18 protein-coding genes are annotated in these 15,849 nt (G+C 33.3%); 10 read left to right on the forward strand and 8 right to left on the reverse strand.

All coding sequences use genetic code 11. From position 1 onward, the window contains the following. Window positions 1-9: 9 nt before the first annotated feature. The 3 genes from AC3E9W_RS08875 to AC3E9W_RS08885 form a co-directional block, all read right to left on the reverse strand. Complete coding sequence (locus tag AC3E9W_RS08875; protein WP_488768094.1) at window positions 10-1,503, reverse strand: malate:quinone oxidoreductase; 1,494 nt, start codon at window positions 1,501-1,503, stop codon at window positions 10-12. A 126-nt stretch (window positions 1,504-1,629) separates the two neighbouring features. After that, complete coding sequence (ruvX, locus tag AC3E9W_RS08880) at window positions 1,630-2,043, reverse strand: Holliday junction resolvase RuvX (protein ID WP_488768095.1); 414 nt, start codon at window positions 2,041-2,043, stop codon at window positions 1,630-1,632. 144 nt (window positions 2,044-2,187) lie between these two features. Then, window positions 2,188-2,817 (reverse strand): PAS domain-containing protein, encoded by a 630-nt coding sequence (locus AC3E9W_RS08885; RefSeq protein WP_306159817.1) that lies wholly within the window; start codon window positions 2,815-2,817, stop codon window positions 2,188-2,190. 261 nt (window positions 2,818-3,078) lie between these two features. Between AC3E9W_RS08885 and AC3E9W_RS08890 the strand changes: the two genes are divergently transcribed. The 3 genes from AC3E9W_RS08890 (at window position 3,079) to AC3E9W_RS08900 (ending at window position 5,844) form a co-directional block, all read left to right on the forward strand. After that, the gene (locus AC3E9W_RS08890; protein ID WP_456897430.1) at window positions 3,079-3,894 is read left to right on the forward strand and encodes a 2,3,4,5-tetrahydropyridine-2,6-dicarboxylate N-succinyltransferase; all 816 of its coding nucleotides are present in this window, start codon (window positions 3,079-3,081) and stop codon (window positions 3,892-3,894) included. Window positions 3,895-4,006: 112 nt separating this feature from the next. Beyond that, entirely contained in the window at window positions 4,007-5,074 is a 1,068-nt protein-coding gene (locus tag AC3E9W_RS08895; RefSeq protein ID WP_488768096.1) for a glycosyltransferase family 9 protein, read from the forward strand. 5 nt (window positions 5,075-5,079) lie between these two features. Then, a complete protein-coding gene (locus AC3E9W_RS08900; protein WP_488768097.1) occupies window positions 5,080-5,844 on the forward strand; it encodes a glycosyltransferase family 2 protein in 765 nt (254 codons plus the stop codon). On the opposite strand, the gene AC3E9W_RS08905 is transcribed toward AC3E9W_RS08900, so the two are convergent. Then, window positions 5,841-6,614 carry a Kdo domain containing protein gene (locus AC3E9W_RS08905; RefSeq protein WP_488768098.1) on the reverse strand — a complete coding sequence of 258 codons (774 nt, stop codon included), beginning with the start codon at window positions 6,612-6,614 and terminating at the stop codon, window positions 5,841-5,843. The genes AC3E9W_RS08900 and AC3E9W_RS08905 overlap by 4 nt on opposite strands. An 83-nt stretch (window positions 6,615-6,697) precedes the next feature. Between AC3E9W_RS08905 and AC3E9W_RS08910 the strand changes: the two genes are divergently transcribed. The 3 genes from AC3E9W_RS08910 to AC3E9W_RS08920 all read left to right on the forward strand — a co-directional run bounded on the left by AC3E9W_RS08910 (window position 6,698) and on the right by AC3E9W_RS08920 (window position 9,474). Beyond that, a complete protein-coding gene (locus AC3E9W_RS08910) occupies window positions 6,698-7,774 on the forward strand; it encodes a glycosyltransferase family 4 protein (RefSeq protein ID WP_488768099.1) in 1,077 nt (358 codons plus the stop codon). 57 nt (window positions 7,775-7,831) lie between these two features. Continuing rightward, on the forward strand, window positions 7,832-8,803 hold the full coding sequence (locus AC3E9W_RS08915; protein WP_488768100.1) for a WaaS/CpsH family glycosyltransferase: 972 nt from the start codon (window positions 7,832-7,834) through the stop codon (window positions 8,801-8,803). A 101-nt stretch (window positions 8,804-8,904) separates the two neighbouring features. After that, entirely contained in the window at window positions 8,905-9,474 is a 570-nt protein-coding gene (locus AC3E9W_RS08920; protein ID WP_488768101.1) for an L-threonylcarbamoyladenylate synthase, read from the forward strand. A gap of 93 nt (window positions 9,475-9,567) precedes the next feature. On the opposite strand, the gene AC3E9W_RS08925 is transcribed toward AC3E9W_RS08920, so the two are convergent. Then, window positions 9,568-10,692 (reverse strand): cysteine desulfurase family protein, encoded by a 1,125-nt coding sequence (locus tag AC3E9W_RS08925; protein ID WP_488768102.1) that lies wholly within the window; start codon window positions 10,690-10,692, stop codon window positions 9,568-9,570. 87 nt (window positions 10,693-10,779) lie between these two features. On the opposite strand from AC3E9W_RS08925, the gene AC3E9W_RS08930 reads away from it, so the two are divergent. Next, on the forward strand, window positions 10,780-11,775 hold the full coding sequence (locus AC3E9W_RS08930) for a hypothetical protein (protein ID WP_488768103.1): 996 nt from the start codon (window positions 10,780-10,782) through the stop codon (window positions 11,773-11,775). Between the two features lie 147 nt (window positions 11,776-11,922). Here AC3E9W_RS08930 and AC3E9W_RS08935 read toward each other — a convergent pair whose 3' ends face one another. Both AC3E9W_RS08935 and AC3E9W_RS08940 read right to left on the reverse strand, forming a co-directional pair. Further along, complete coding sequence (locus AC3E9W_RS08935) at window positions 11,923-12,474, reverse strand: DUF8465 domain-containing protein (protein ID WP_488768104.1); 552 nt, start codon at window positions 12,472-12,474, stop codon at window positions 11,923-11,925. Window position 12,475: 1 nt separating this feature from the next. Continuing rightward, complete coding sequence (locus AC3E9W_RS08940) at window positions 12,476-12,649, reverse strand: hypothetical protein (RefSeq protein WP_488768105.1); 174 nt, start codon at window positions 12,647-12,649, stop codon at window positions 12,476-12,478. Window positions 12,650-12,774: 125 nt separating this feature from the next. Between AC3E9W_RS08940 and AC3E9W_RS08945 the strand changes: the two genes are divergently transcribed. Then, a complete protein-coding gene (locus AC3E9W_RS08945) occupies window positions 12,775-13,041 on the forward strand; it encodes a DUF2752 domain-containing protein (RefSeq protein ID WP_488768413.1) in 267 nt (88 codons plus the stop codon). Between the two features lie 215 nt (window positions 13,042-13,256). Here AC3E9W_RS08945 and AC3E9W_RS08950 read toward each other — a convergent pair whose 3' ends face one another. After that, on the reverse strand, window positions 13,257-13,958 hold the full coding sequence (locus AC3E9W_RS08950; RefSeq protein ID WP_488768106.1) for a DUF1003 domain-containing protein: 702 nt from the start codon (window positions 13,956-13,958) through the stop codon (window positions 13,257-13,259). Window positions 13,959-14,148: 190 nt separating this feature from the next. On the opposite strand from AC3E9W_RS08950, the gene AC3E9W_RS08955 reads away from it, so the two are divergent. Both AC3E9W_RS08955 and cysM read left to right on the forward strand, forming a co-directional pair. Beyond that, window positions 14,149-14,940, forward strand: a complete 792-nt coding sequence (locus AC3E9W_RS08955; protein WP_456897495.1) for a serine O-acetyltransferase — start codon at window positions 14,149-14,151, stop codon at window positions 14,938-14,940. A gap of 1 nt (window position 14,941) precedes the next feature. Continuing rightward, the gene (gene cysM, locus AC3E9W_RS08960) at window positions 14,942-15,829 is read left to right on the forward strand and encodes a cysteine synthase CysM (RefSeq protein WP_250835519.1); all 888 of its coding nucleotides are present in this window, start codon (window positions 14,942-14,944) and stop codon (window positions 15,827-15,829) included. The last annotated feature ends 20 nt before the right edge of the window (window positions 15,830-15,849 follow it).

Raw genomic sequence — 15,849 nt, forward strand, 5'->3', positions numbered from 1 at the left:
AAGAGAAGCTTATTTTAATTTTAAAACTTCTGCTGTTTGTTTTCTAAGCTCTTGTAAAAGTTCTGGCTTGTCATTTAAAGTCTGACCGTACGAAGGAATCATCATTTTTAATTTTGCTTGCCATTCTGGTGTTTTAATTTGGTTGGTAAAACATCTGCTGATCAAGTCAACCATAATTGCTACGGCAGTAGATGCACCTGGAGAAGCACCTAATAAAACGGCTAAAGTTCCGTCATGAGTATTGATTACTTCTGTACCGAACTCTAAAACTCCACCTTCTTTTTCATCTTTCTTAATAACCTGAACACGCTGACCTGCTTTTTCTAATTTCCAGTCTTTTGAACGCGCTGTCGGAAGATATTCGCGTAAAGCTTTCATTCTGTCTTTTGGAGACTGACGAACTTGCTCGATCAAATATTTCGTTAATGGAATATTATGATATCCAGCAGCCAGCATCGGAATTAAATTGTTAGGTTTAATAGACAAAGGCAAATCTAAGTAAGAACCATTTTTTAAGAAACGAGTTGAGAATCCTGCAAATGGACCAAAAAGAAGTGCTTTCTCGCCATCGATTACACGGGTATCAATATGCGGAACAGACATTGGTGGAGCACCAACACTTGCTTTTCCGTAAACTTTTGCCTGATGTTTAGCAATTACTTCTGGATTTGTACATTTCAACCACTGTCCACTTACTGGGAAACCTCCGTATCCATTACCTTCTGGTACATTTGCTTTTTCTAATAAAGGAAGAGAACCTCCTCCTGCACCAATAAATACAAATTTCGTATACGCTTTACGAGTTTTTCCTGTTGATAGATCTTTGATTTTAATTCTCCAAGATTTATCCTCACGCTGTCTTAGTTTTTTAACTTCATGATTAAAAAACAAAGAAACACCGTCTAATTTTTCTAAGTAATTGAACATACTTCTTGTTAAAGCACCAAAATTAACATCGGTACCAATTTCCATATGTGTTGCAGCTAATTTTTCATCAGCATTTCTTCCTTCCATTACCAATGGCATCCATTTTTGAAGCTGCTCAAAATCGGTGCTGAAAGTCATATCAGAGAAAATCGGGTTGCTTTGCAACGCTTCAAATCTCTTTTTTAAATAATTTACGTTTTTATCTCCCCACACAAAACTCATATGAGGCACGCTTTTAATAAAATTATCCGGAGACGGCACTTTATTTTGCTGCACTAAGTAAGACCAAAACTGACGAGAAATCTCAAATGATTCGGCAATGCTTATTGCTTTTTTAGGATCTATGCTACCGTCTGCCTTTTCTGGAGTATAATTCAATTCACAAAAAGCAGAGTGTCCGGTTCCTGCATTGTTCCAAGCATCAGAACTTTCAGCTGCTGCAACATCTAATCTTTCGTAAATTTCAATTTTTATATCTGGTTGTAATTCTTTCAAAATTACTCCGAGAGTGGCACTCATTATTCCAGCGCCAATGAGTACTACATCACTATTTGAACGTATGGTTTCGTCAGGCATAACAGTATTTTTATTTAAAGTGCAAAGGTACTTTTTTAATTGCAAAAAAAAACTAATTTTTACATGATAAAAGTTAGGATTTTCTAAAAACCATTAAATTATAAATAAAAAATACGACCAACAGCGTTATTTTTTTGCGGAAAGATAATCTTGAAGCAGAATTGTAGCAGAAATTTCGTCTATCAAACTTTTGTTCTGACGCTGTTTTTTACTTAAACCGCTGTCGATCATAGTTTGAAATGCCATTTTTGAAGTAAAACGCTCGTCAACACGAATAACTTTTATGTCTGGAAAAATATTCGAAAAATGAGTCGCAAAGCCATTAATTACAGAAGCGCTTTCAGATGGTTGGCCGTTCATTTGTTTTGGTTCGCCAATCAAAACCGCTTCGACTTTTTCTTTAGCAAAATAATCTTTTAAAAAGTCAATTAAAGTATGAGTTGGAATAGTTGTTAAACCCGAAGCAATAATTTGCATTTCGTCTGTCACTGCAATTCCTGTACGTTTTTGTCCGTAATCTATTGAAAGGATTCTTGGCATTTTTATTTTTTAGCAAATTTACTTCAAAATATTATTCAATAGTTTACTTCAATCAAAAAATCAATTTGAACTTTATAAAAAATCCGCCTTGAAAAATTCAAGACGGACTTTATCCAAATATTCAAACCTAAAAAATAACTCAATTTATCTTCCGAACAGTCGGCCGAAAAAACCTCTATGTTCTTCTTCTCCTGCATCCTCTTCTTCTGTGTAAGTAGCAAACTTAGATTGTGATTTTTCGTGTTCTAAAATCAGCTCTTTAATATATTCAACATACGTTCTCTTTCTCTCTTCTAAGAATCCAATTAAGTACTTTTCGCTAAATTCAACTCCGCTTGCTGCTTCAATCTGCAATAATTTCTTGTACAAAGGCTCAATGTGCATCGCAATTACTTCTTGCGGAACAGCTTGTCTTCTTCCGAAATAATTTACAATAACGTCGTTTTCGTCACGGGCGATTTCAAAATCTGTAATTACCCAATAGTATCTTCCAGACTTTGCAAGATTTTTTACAATAGCGTGAAAGTTTTTCCCGTTTTTAAGATTCTCCCAAAGCACTTTAAAAATTACTTTTGGCATATCTGGGTGACGTATAATATTATGGGGCTGCCCCATTAACTCATAATCTTCGTAACCACAAACATCTACAAACACTTCGTTGGCATATTCTATAATACCGTAAGCATTAGTTTTACTCATAATAACCTGAGTTTTATCCCAGCTTACTTCTTTGTCTATAATTACTCTGTTTTGAAGGTGATTTTCTTGATTCATATTTTACTGCTTATATGATTTATTTATGGAATGGAATGTTGATCAACACTGCGAAATTAAACCGAAGAAAAAACACAAAGCCTGACTTTTGTCATATTTTGACATAAAAAAAACTTTTAGTGGTCGTTTTCTAAATCGCTATTTAAAGCATTTGAATTGTTTTACAAATAAGAAACAAAAAGTTAAATCTGTAACATTTTCAATCCGTTTTGCTTTTCCGCATTTCTACAAATACGTTATCTTTGCCAAAAAATTAAACGTATGAATTCTTTACAGACTATAATTGAACAAGCTTGGGAAAACAGAGCTTTATTGCAAGAAACTACAACTACTGACGCCATTAGAGAAGTTATCGAATTGGTAGACGCAGGAAAACTGCGTACTGCTGAACCAGTTGGAGACAAATGGCAGGTAAACGAATGGGTTAAGAAAGCGGTTGTAATGTATTTCCCAATTCAAAAAATGGAAACATGGGAATCTGGTATTTTTGAATACCACGATAAAATGTTGCTAAAAAGAAATTATGCTGAAAAAGGAATCCGTGTGGTGCCAAATGCTGTTGCTCGTTACGGTGCTTATATTTCTAGCGGTGTAATCTTAATGCCAAGTTATGTAAATATTGGTGCTTATGTTGACGAAGGAACAATGGTTGACACTTGGGCAACTGTAGGAAGCTGTGCTCAAATTGGTAAAAACGTACACTTAAGCGGTGGTGTTGGTATTGGTGGTGTTCTTGAGCCATTGCAAGCTGCACCAGTTATTATCGAAGATGGTGCTTTTATCGGTTCTCGTTGTATTGTTGTTGAAGGTGTTCACGTTGGAAAAGAAGCAGTTCTTGGAGCTAACGTATGTTTGACAGCTTCTACAAAAATTATTGATGTTACAGGCGATGAGCCAGTTGAAATGAAAGGTTATGTACCTGCTCGTTCTGTTGTTATTCCAGGAAGTTACACTAAAAAATTCGCAGCTGGAGAATACCAAGTTCCTTGCGCTTTAATCATTGGAACTCGTAAACCATCTACAGATTTAAAAACTTCTTTAAACAATGCGCTTCGTGAATACGATGTTGCAGTATAGATTTTAAAAAGATCCAAAATTAAAAATCCAAATTCCAATTGATTATTTATATTGGAATTTGGATTTTTTTTGCTTCAATTTGTAGTCCTATTTTAGCATAACATTATTTTTCATGAAGATACTTGTAATCCAGCAAAAAATGATTGGAGACGTTTTAGTCAGCAGCATTATTTGCAACAACCTTAGAACCGAATATCCAGATGCGCAAATTGACTATATGGTTTACGCTTCGACAACTCCAGTTTTAGAAGGAAATTCAAGTATTGACAATATCATTTTGTTTGAAGAAAAACACCGAAAAAGCAAAAAAGAGCTTTTAAAATTGGGATTAAAGATCCGAAACGAAAAATACGATTTATTAATTGACGCTTATTCAAAATTAGAAAGCTGGATAATCGTTTTGCTAAGCTGTGCTAAAAGAAAAATTTCGTACCAAAAACCTGGAAGAACTTTTTTATATACAGACAATGTTCCTTTTGAACCCTTTCCTAAAACTAATTTAGGTTTGGCAATAGAAAGAAGGCTTTCTTTGTTGGGACCTCTTAATCTAAAGACAGAAATTAATCCTATTCCGAAATTATTTGTCTCTGAAAAAGAAAATCTAGACGCAATTGCTCTTTTTGAAAAACATAAGGTTCAAAAAGACAGAAAAACAATTATGATTAGTCTTTTAGGAAGCGAAAAACTTAAAACTTATCCTTTGGAGTTTATGGCTAAAGTAGTGGATTATATTGCCGACAATGCTGATGTAAATATTCTTTTTAATTATTTTCCAAAACAATCAGAAGAAGCCAAAACCGTTTTTAACGCTTGTAAATCTTCTACGCAAAGCAAAATTTATTTTGATTTATTAGGAGGTGATTTAAGATCGTTTATAAGCCTAGTAAATCAATGCGATGCTATTATTGGAAATGATGGCGGCGCCATAAATATGGCAAAAGCATTAGACAAACCTTCTTTTATTATATTTTCGCCTTGGATTGAAAAGAAAATCTGGGCAACTTTTGAAGATGGAATTCATCATCTTTCTGTCCATTTAAAAGATTATCGACCTGCGCTATTTGAAAATAAAACAGAAAAAATGCTTAAAAAAGAAGCTTTACCTCTATATGAAAAGTTTTTACCTGAATTTTTCGAAGATAAGATTAAATTATTTTTAGAACAGAACGGCTTTAATTAACCAACATGATTCTTTCAGAAAAGCAGTATCTGACGGCACTAATTATTACGCATAATGAAGAACAAAACATTGGCTCTGTTTTGGAAAACATTTCATTTGCTGATGAAATTATTGTTGTAGATTCCTTTAGTTCTGATAAGACTTTTGAAATTGCTTCTTCTTTCAAAAATGTAAAAGCTGTTCAGCATGCTTTTCAAAATTTTGCTACTCAACGAAATTTTGCCCTAAGTCTGGCTTCAAATCCTTGGATTCTTTTTATAGATGCCGATGAAAGACTAACTGCTGATTTAAAAAAAGAAATAAAACTTGCCATTAATCAAAAGAATAACATTGCTGCTTATTTTATGAATCGAACTTTTATGTTTAAAAACAAGAGATTGCGATTCAGCGGTTGGCAAACTGATAAAATTATTCGTCTATTTAAAAAAGAAAATGCTTTTTATAATGAAACGAAAATCGTTCATGAAAAACTGATTATAAATGGCGAAGCAGGAAAATTAAAAAACAAATTAATTCATTTCTCCTACTCTACTTTTGAAGATTACAAGCAAAAAATGATACTGTATGGGAAACTAAAAGCTCAAGAAGAGTTGGGTAAAAATACCAACCCAAACTTTTTCCATTTTTATATTCGTCCTGCTTATCAATTTTTACATCAATATATTATCCGTTTAGGTTTTCTTGACGGAAAATATGGATTAATCATCTGTTATTTAAACGCTTTAAGTGTTAGCGTCCGTTTTCAAGAACTAAAAAAAATAAGAGCTTAAGATTGAGATTTCCAGAATTTAAGCTTCTTTTTCAATCTTTTCTTTTTGGCAAAACTTTCTTGAAAATCCTCTGTAGCTTTCCACATTTTCTCAAAAATTTCAGCTTCGCTTTTTTCTTTATAGAATTTAGCATATTCATTGCTCATTACAGCAACCATTTCTTTTTTAGGAGTTAATCGGCTGAAATTATTCATTCTCTGCTCAAAACTCATCTGATCATGAAAGTTCATTCTATTTAAATCAACCAAAAAGAACGCATATTTATTTTCTTCTACTTTCTTTATCAAAGTATTTCCTGGAGAATGATCTAAAAACTCTACTCCTTTTTGATGAAGATCAAAACAAAATTTAGAAAACTGTCTCAAGATTTGATCGTGATCTGGATAATCGGGAATTTCGACAAGTTCTCTATATGTAAGTTCTGTTACTAAATGTTCACTTACATAATAACTGTCTTTTAAACCAAGAAAATTAAAGTTTTCAAGAAAAGCTATCGGTTCTGGAGTTCCAATTCCTTTTTCTAACAAAATAGTTGCATAATCAAAAGAGCGTCTGGCTTTTGATTTTCTAAAATATTTATAGGCAATTTTGTTTACAATATTAGGAATCTTAAAAGACTTTATATTAATTGTCTTTCCTTCAAGCTCAAACAATTTTATCTTATTTCTATCGCCATTTCCAAAAAGAATTCCATTATAATTAAAACCTTTAATACTGTCGAGTATAGCGTCTGTATTATTCTTGAAAATTGGATTTACTTTAAAATTCATCAGTATATTTTTATTAACTACAAAAATACATATACAATCTAACACTTCAAATTAATATTGTATTTTCGTAAAAAAAATAAAGGATGCCGCAAGAAAAGACTGTTTTTTTAGAGACTCACAATATAAATAATAGAGCTACTGGTTTAGGAACTTTCAATTACGAGTTAATCAAAGGATTATCTGAGTTAGAATTTGAAAACTTAAAACTAACATTAAACGCTACAGATACAAAACTTCTTGAAAGTGAATTTGGAAACAAATTCAATTACAACAAATACAGTAATTTATCAAGAATGAAATTCTTTAGAATTCGTAAAAAATACGACTTATGGCATTCTGTAAATCAAAATATAAAAGTTGAACCTTATACAAAAACCAAATATTTACTAACAATTCACGATGTAAATTTTGCTGAGGAAATATCTTCTGATCTTAATCATAAACGAAACAAGCTTTTTTTAGAAAAATTAAACAAAGCAACTGCTGTTACCTATATATCTGAGTTTGCAAAAAAACAAACGCATCAATATTTTAATGTTCCGAACATTCCTGAATATGTAATCCATAACGGAAATCCAATTACTGAATTTCTAGATACATCTTCATACGCGGCAAACGTTCATACAGACAAGCCTTTCTTTTATACAATTGGTGATTTTATCGAAAGAAAAAACTTTGAATCTATTATTAACATGATGAAATTAATAAAAGATTACAATTTGATTATTTCGGGCAATAACGATAAAAAATATGGCGAAAAAATAAAACAGCTAATAAGCGACAACGGCCTAACCAATCAAGTATTTCTAACTGGAAAAGTATCTGATGAAGGCAAACAGTTTTTCATGAAAAACTGTACCGCTTTTCTGTTTCCTTCAATTAGAGAAGGATTCGGTTTGCCGCCTATTGAAGCAATGAGTTTTGGAAAACCAACATTTTTGTCTGACAAAACTTCGTTACCTGAAATTGGAGGAAGTGCGGCAAAATACTGGTCAAATTTTGATCCTGAATATATGAAAACAGTATTATTTGATGGACTAAATAGCTTTGAAAATAATAAAACTGAAAATGAATTGCTTTTTAAACAAAGAGCAGCAAGTTTTAATTGGAAAACAGCTGCAGCAGAGTACTTAAAACTCTATAATGAGATTTTAAAGTAAATTTACAAAAAGCAAATCACCAACTTTTCAACCCAAATCACACACTAGAAATAAATAATGAACATCACCCTAATAAGCCTAGACAATTTAAGCATGAACGAATGCATTTCGTTGGCACTAGAAAAACAAGGACATAACGTACGTCACATTAATTTTAGAGACTTTAAGTACAAATATCCTTCTGTATTTCACAGGGTTTATAATTTCATTCTTAAAGCATTTTTTAAAAAGAATCTAAAAACGCTACATCACGGAAAAGAGATTCTAAAAGAATTAGAGAAAAACGATCAGATTCAAGATGTTATTCTAACTATAAAAGGTGATTTTATCGATCCAGACAGCATTTTACAATTTAAAAAGTTTACTAAAAAATCAATCGGTTTCTTTAATGACAATATTTACCGTTGTCCGAAAATCAAACGAGTTATACCAAGTTTTGATGAGACTTTTTCGTTTGAAAAAGAAGATTGTGCAAACTTTAATATGAATTTTGCCCCTAACTGGATTTATACAAAAGAGGCGGATTCTAATAAAGAAATTACCGCAGAATATGGCGTTTTTAATATTTGCACCATAGACAAAAGGCTTTCGACTTTAATTCGAATAGCTAACGAATTAAAATTTAAAGACATAAACTTCAAGTTTATAGTTTACGATAAAAAAAACAAGCCCAAAATAGGAAGCGACGGCATTAGTTATATTGACAAACATGTACCTCTGACTGAAGTTAATAAATATGCAGATCGTTCAAAAGTATTACTAGATATTCATAGAGATGGCCAGATTGGCTTAACTTTTAGAATACTTGAAAGTTTAGGTTTAGAAAAAAAGATTATCACAACAAACTACGATATTAAAAACTACGATTTTTACAATCCAAATAATATTCTAATAATCGACGGAAATAATCCTGTGATTCCTGCTTCTTTTTTCGAAAATGAATATGAGAAAATTCCAGAATCAATTTATAAAAAATATACAGTAGACGGTTGGATTGAAAATGTAATTTTCAAAAATCTGAACCTTTAAAAATCTACTTTTTTCACACTAAACAACAAAGACAGGAATCCCTGTCTTTGTTTGTTTCTAGAGTTTATTAGTATCTTTGCAAAAATTAAAGTTTTTTTTCAATGGAAAATATCAATCAGGAAATCATCAACGCATACGAAGTAATTAAAAATGGAGGTATAATTTTATACCCGACAGATACGGTTTGGGGAATTGGCTGTGATGCCACCAATGCCGAAGCTGTTGCTAAAATCTACAAATTGAAACAGCGCGCCGAAACACAAAGCATGATTGTTTTGATGAATGGCGAAAAGATGATGTACAACGTATTTAAAAACATTCCTGAAGTGGCTTGGCAAATCTGGGAGCTATCTGATAAACCTACTACTTTAATTCTGGATGATGCTAGAAATGTTGCTCCAAATATTATTGCAGCAGATAAATCTCTGGGAGTTCGTCTAGTAAAAGAACCTTTCTGCTACAAATTGATGGAAAGAATGAAAAAGCCTTTGGTTTCGACTTCAGCCAATATTTCAGGACAGCCTACACCCATTGCTTTCAAAGATATTAGTCCAGAAATCATCAATGGAGTTGATTATGTGGTAAAACTAAACCAAGATAAAATAAACGGAAAATCTTCTACGATAATTAAATTAACCAACGACTCGCAGGTAAAAGTCATTAGAAAATAATGACTTCGACTCCGCTCAGTCTGACACAAACGTAGCTGATATTTAATAAGATCTTAGAAACTTAGCAACTTAGAACCTTAGTAGCTTAGTATCTTAAACAGAACTCAAACTCTCAATCAGCCAATCGATATCTTCTTTGGTGTTGTAATGACTAAATGAAATTCGGAGATTTGGTAATTTTAAATCCGTCTCCGAAAGCATTTCGTTTAAAACATGAGAAGGTTTTATACTTCCAGACTGACACGCGCTTCCTCTAGAAACCGCAATTCCTTTCATATCCAAACTAAAAAGCAACATCGATGTTTTGTCTGATGAAAAAGGCAATATGATATTGATGATATTATAGAAATCTTCTTTTTTTCCGTTAATTCTAAAATCTGGAAAATGAATTTCTAATTGTTCAATCAAATAGTTTTTTAATTCTGAAATATACGCTCTTTCTTCCTCTAGTTTTTCATACGAAATAGACAAAGCCTTTGCCATTCCGGCAATCTGATGCACGGCTTCGGTTCCAGCACGAAGACCTTTTTCTTGTTCGCCTCCAAAAAGTAATGGCTGCAAACCAGAATTTTTTCGAATAAAAGCAAATCCGATGCCTTTTGGTCCATGAAATTTATGAGCGCTCGCTAAAATAAAATCAACAGGAGTTTTTTGCAGGTCAATTTCCGTTTTTCCGATAGACTGAACGGTGTCTGAATGAAATAAAGCGTTGTATTGCTTGCAAATCATTCCCACACGATCTAAATCTAAAATAGCTCCTGTTTCGTTATTTACATGCATTAAGCTTACCAAAGTCTTTTTTTCGTCAACCAATAAATTAGACAAATGTGTTAAATCTAGACTTCCGTCTGCATTTACCTTAACATAATCAACTTGAATATTATATTCTTCCTGAAGCGCCCAAACGGTATGCAAAACAGCATGATGTTCAATTTTGGAAGTAATAATTCTTTCTACTTTTAAATCTTCAACAGCAGAGCGCAGAATCCAGTTATCGGCTTCTGTTCCGCCAGAAGTGAAAATAATTTCTTGAGCCGTGCAATTTAAGTGCTTTGCAATACTCTTTCTTGAAAGTTCTAATATTGTCTTACCATTTCGTCCAAAACTATGCGTAGACGATGGATTTCCGTAATCCTCAAGCATTATTTTTGTCATTTCCTGAATTACTTCGGAACGCATGGCAGTCGTTGAGGCATTATCTAGATATACTTTTTTCATTGCTGCAAAGTTAAGAAATATCAATTGTCAAATCTTAAATATCATTTGGCAATTTTTTCACTATTTTTGACCCAAATAATTTTTACGATGAAAAAATATGCTGCCCTCCTATTGTTTGCTCTTTTCTTGAATGGATGCGATGATGGAGATTTAACTGTAGACCAAATAGATTTTGCAGATGTTGAAAATTCTCAAGCCTGCGATCCTACAACAAATACTTTGATTTATAAATTAAAATCTCAAGAAGCATTATTGCTTCAAATGCCAGAAGGAGCAATTAAAAATGAGCCTGGAACAAACATTTATACAATTGACTCAAAAGGGAGTGGCTCCTATCGTGTAGTTTATAGAGCCTATGACGGAACCGTTGCAACAACTAATATTTGCGGTGCAATTCCGCCAACTACTCCAAGAGTAACAGAAGAATGGAATGGAATCGATGGTTTAATTGAAATTGTAACGAGTCAACTTCCAGTGCCTGGCCCAATAGAAGGAAGCACGAGAATAGATGGTTATGAGCACAGTATTATTTTTAAAAATATAACATTTGCAAAACCATCGGGAAACCAAACAGAGGCAAAGTTTGAATTTGGAAAATACACTGTTAAGATTGATCAAGCCAATTTAAATTTCTTAACGGATCCGAACAACGCTGCTCATGAGTGTACCGATATAAAAAGGGTTTACAATTATAATGTTGATTTCTATTTATCTATTGATGATATTGACCCAGCATTACTTGTCAATGAAGTTACCCCTAGTAACCAACCACGTACAAGTTTAATAACCGCTACACAAAACAAAGTTTTTTATAAAGTTGCCAAAGATGAAACAGGCACTATTACTCCAGCCTTTATTTGTGCTACACCACAGCCAAGTGCTCCTGCAATTGAAGAGACTTGGACAGGTCAGCTTGGCAAACCAAATGAAAGCGGAATTATTGAAGTGACAACGACTCTTACCGCACAAACATACACGCACACAATCGTACTTAGAAATGTAATTTTAGAAAAAGGAAAGAGCAATTTTCAACTTGGAACTAGTTTCCTTCTTGGAAAAATTACTCGAACTGTAACCAACTAAAAGCATCTTTTCCATAAGAAATCGGCAGAAATAATTCTTACAAAAAAAACGTCTGTTTTTTGAAATGATTTTACAACGAAATCAAGACAAAAAACAGACGTTTTTTTATGCTCTAAAATGAAGCTTGTGCAGTTAAGAAATACCTCTTTATTTATTGTTTTGCCTTATATAAACTTCGGTCGCTCCAAGACCATATTTTTGATAATTGGCATCTTGAAAATCAATTCCGTCATAACGGCCCAATAAAAAGTCAAGTTCCGCTTTTAAAATTCCTTCACCAACACCATGAATAAAAACGATTTTCGGAATGCGGTTTCTTATCGCAAATTCGATATGTCTTTTTGCTGTTTCGGTCTGCAGTGTCAAAATATCGTAGTTGGACATTCCGCGTTTATTAGGAACCAATTTTTCGATATGCAAATCAAATTCTGGAACACCAACATCGCGTTTTTCTTTCTTTTCTTTTACAAAACTTCTCGGTTTTGGCTCGATTTTATCTTTTGAAGCTTCATCTAAATCAATTCTTTTAATAGAATTCATTAAATCATTGGTTTCTTGCAATTTAATCAACTCATTGACTAAAAATGTCATCATGAATCCATCCTCTGTTTCAATTAAAACTTCATTATTTTTAACTGAAACAACGGTTCCGTTTATGGCTTCGTCGAGTACCGAAACCTTATCTCCTTTTGTCAGCATCCTACTCTTCTTTATCGTTATGTTTACTTGGTGTTTTTGCACTCAGCTGCATCATTCCAAACATAAAAACCACAATTGCACCAATCATGATATAGATGTTTTTTTCTTCCGAAACCTGTTCGTATAACGCAACCGAAATCGCAAGAATCATTATTATAATTTTAAAAGTCTTCATCTCTTCCCTATTTTAAGATTTCAAAAATATAAAACTTTAAACTACTACTTCTATAGTGCCTCAAAGCTTTGTCATATTTTTTTAGTAAAATTGCAAAAAGATCTGCCATGAGTTTAGAGAAATATATGATTCCCTGCCTGTTCAAAACCATCTTCGGTTTTGACTGTTTAGGATGCGGATTCCAGCGGTCTTTATTCTTACTTTTTCAAGGCGAATTTTCAGCCGCTTTTAAAATGTATCCTGCAATTTTTACTTGTCTTTTACTCTTCGTTTTTATAGCATTTCATTTCTTAGATAAATCCAGAAATTACAAAAAACTAATTTGGAGAATAGCAGTCGTAAATTTCATTTTCATGATTGGCGGTTATTATTTCAAACACTTTTATTTTTGATTAAGAAAAACAAATTCCAATTTTTTAAATTCCAAATTCCAATCTTTCATATTCATTTTTTGTCAAAATGACCAAACTAAGAAGCTTCACTTCGTGTCTTTACCTTATGTAAATACTTTGCGGGCTTCGACTTCGCTCAGCCTGACAAACAGAAAATTTTGGAATGGCTTCGGGATTGGAATTTGGAATTTCAAAAATTGGAATTTCAAAACCTTTTATTTCTTAATCTGATCCAGAATATCATTCATCATCTCGATTTGAACTTTCTGGATTTCGATCAATTCCTGTTGCTGATGCATAATTAAATGATCGATTTTATCATGAATTAATCTAATCTCCAATTCCGATTTTAGATTGATCATATAATCTTTTTTAGCTCGATTGCGGTCTTTTTCTTCCTGACGGTTTTGGCTCATCATAATAACGGGCGCCTGCAACGCGGCAACGCAAGACAGAATCAAGTTTAAGAGAATAAACGGATACGGGTCAAAACCTTTGTTTAGAAAAATATAAACATTCGAGACAATCCAAATCGAAATAAAAATGACAAAAGAAATAATAAAAGTCCAGCTTCCTCCAAAATCGGCCACTTTATCAGCTACTTTTTGACCTAAGCTTCGAGTTTCTTCCTCATCCTCAACAATACTTACTATCGATTTATCTTCTTTTAATGAAGAAATAACGTTTTTCTCCATGGCAGAAAGCGCTCCTATTTCAGTAGAAAGATAATTGGAAATGTATTTTTGGCGATACACATTCAGCTCGTTTATAGAAATGCAATCTTCTGGGCTAAAATCAGGGTATTCTTTTTTTATTAATCCCAAAATAGGATCATGTATTGCTCGTCCGTAAATTTTCTCATTTTCGCTTAAAGAAAGCCCAGAAATAGCACTTTTGGATGTTTCGTTTTTTTCCATTTTAAAATGTTTTGAAAGCTAATTTACGCAATTAACTTCTTAAGAATTACATAAAAAAGAATGGTTTGAAATTCATTTTTTATCACAAATCTAACTTTGCAAAGAAAATTTCTTTAGTTAAATCGTGATTTTATTTCCAAAAAACGCCTTACTTTTAACGTTCCAAAATTATTCATTCATTTTTACCATTGTGACAAAAGACACTATCATACAAAATATAAGAGCTTTAAAGAGCCATTCACACATAAATTACGGCATTAAAACCAAAACAGAAGACTTTACAGAAAAGCTTTTTTACACGCTGTTTGACTCGAATGCGGCGCTAGACGAAAGTATCGATGAACTAGAGTTTCGTTTTAAAGAAATCGCTGTTTTGGCCTGCAAAAAGCCTCAAAATTTATGCGAATCTATTTGGGACCGCTTTTTAGAAAAATTGCCTGGAGTTTTAGAAAAATTAAATCAGGATGCCGAATATATTCTTGAAAATGACCCCGCTTCAAACAGTATCGATGAAGTATATCTGGGTTATCCTGGATTTTATGCCATTGCAATTTACAGATTGAGCCACGAATTATATCATCTCGATTTATTGCTTTTTTCCCGATTAATGAGCGAATATGCGCATAGAATTACGGGTACCGATATTCATGCAGGTGCTGATATTGCATCGCCATTTTTTATCGATCACGCAACGGGAATTGTAATTGGTGAAACTACGGTTATAAAAAAACACGTAAAAATTTATCAGGGCGTTACGCTCGGAGCTTTAAGTGTAAGCAAAGAGATGAAAAATGCAAAAAGACACCCAACTGTTGAAGCCAATGTCTGCATTTATGCCAATGCTACAATTCTAGGCGGCGAAACTGTAATTGGCAAGAACAGTATTGTTGGAGGAAATGCTTGGATTACAAAATCGATTCCTGAAAATTCTATCGTGATGAACACCACTACCACTGAAGTTAAAATAAAAGAAAAAAAATAACATGAATTCACATAAATTATTAAACCTAATTGGCAATACTCCGCTTATGGAAACCGTCAATCTAGTTAAAAATAAAAATGTAAAACTTTTACTGAAACTGGAAGGAAATAATCCTGGAGGAAGTGTAAAAGATAGAGCCGCATACAATATGATTGCCGCAGCATTGGAAAGAGGCGATATCAAAAAAGGAGACAAATTAATTGAAGCAACCAGCGGAAACACAGGAATTGCTCTTGCTATGATTGCCCAATTATTTGGTATCGAAATCGAATTGGTTTTACCTGAAGACTCTACAAAAGAGCGTACTCAGACTATGCGTGCTTATGGCGCTACCGTTATTCTTACGCCTGCAAGCGAAGGAATTATTGGGTCTAGAGATTATGCAGATAAAAAAGTAGCACAAGGCGGTTATTTGATGTTGAACCAGTTTGCTAATGATGACAACTGGAAAGCACACTACAAAACAACTGGCCCTGAAATATGGAACGACACTGACGGAACGGTAACTCATTTTGTTTCGGCTATGGGAACAACAGGAACCATTATCGGAACTTCTACTTATTTAAAAGAAAAGAATCCAAATGTACAGATTGTTGGCGCACAGCCAAGCGATGGTTCTCAGATTCCTGGAATTCGCAAATGGCCACAAGAATATCTTCCTAAAATATTTGATGCTTCTAAAGTGGATACCGTTGTGGATGTGAGCGAAGAAGAAGCGCGTGCCATGACCAAAAGATTAGCCCTTGAAGAAGGCGTTTTTGCAGGAATGAGCAGCGGAGGCTCTGTTGCCGTTGCCCTAAAAATTGCCGAACAATTAGAATCTGGAGTTGTAGTTGCCGTTATCTGCGATAGAGGCGACAGATATTTGTCTTCGGATTTATTTGACTGAGAAAGAGACAAAGGTGCAAA

This window comes from Flavobacterium sp. 38, from assembly GCF_057799715.1.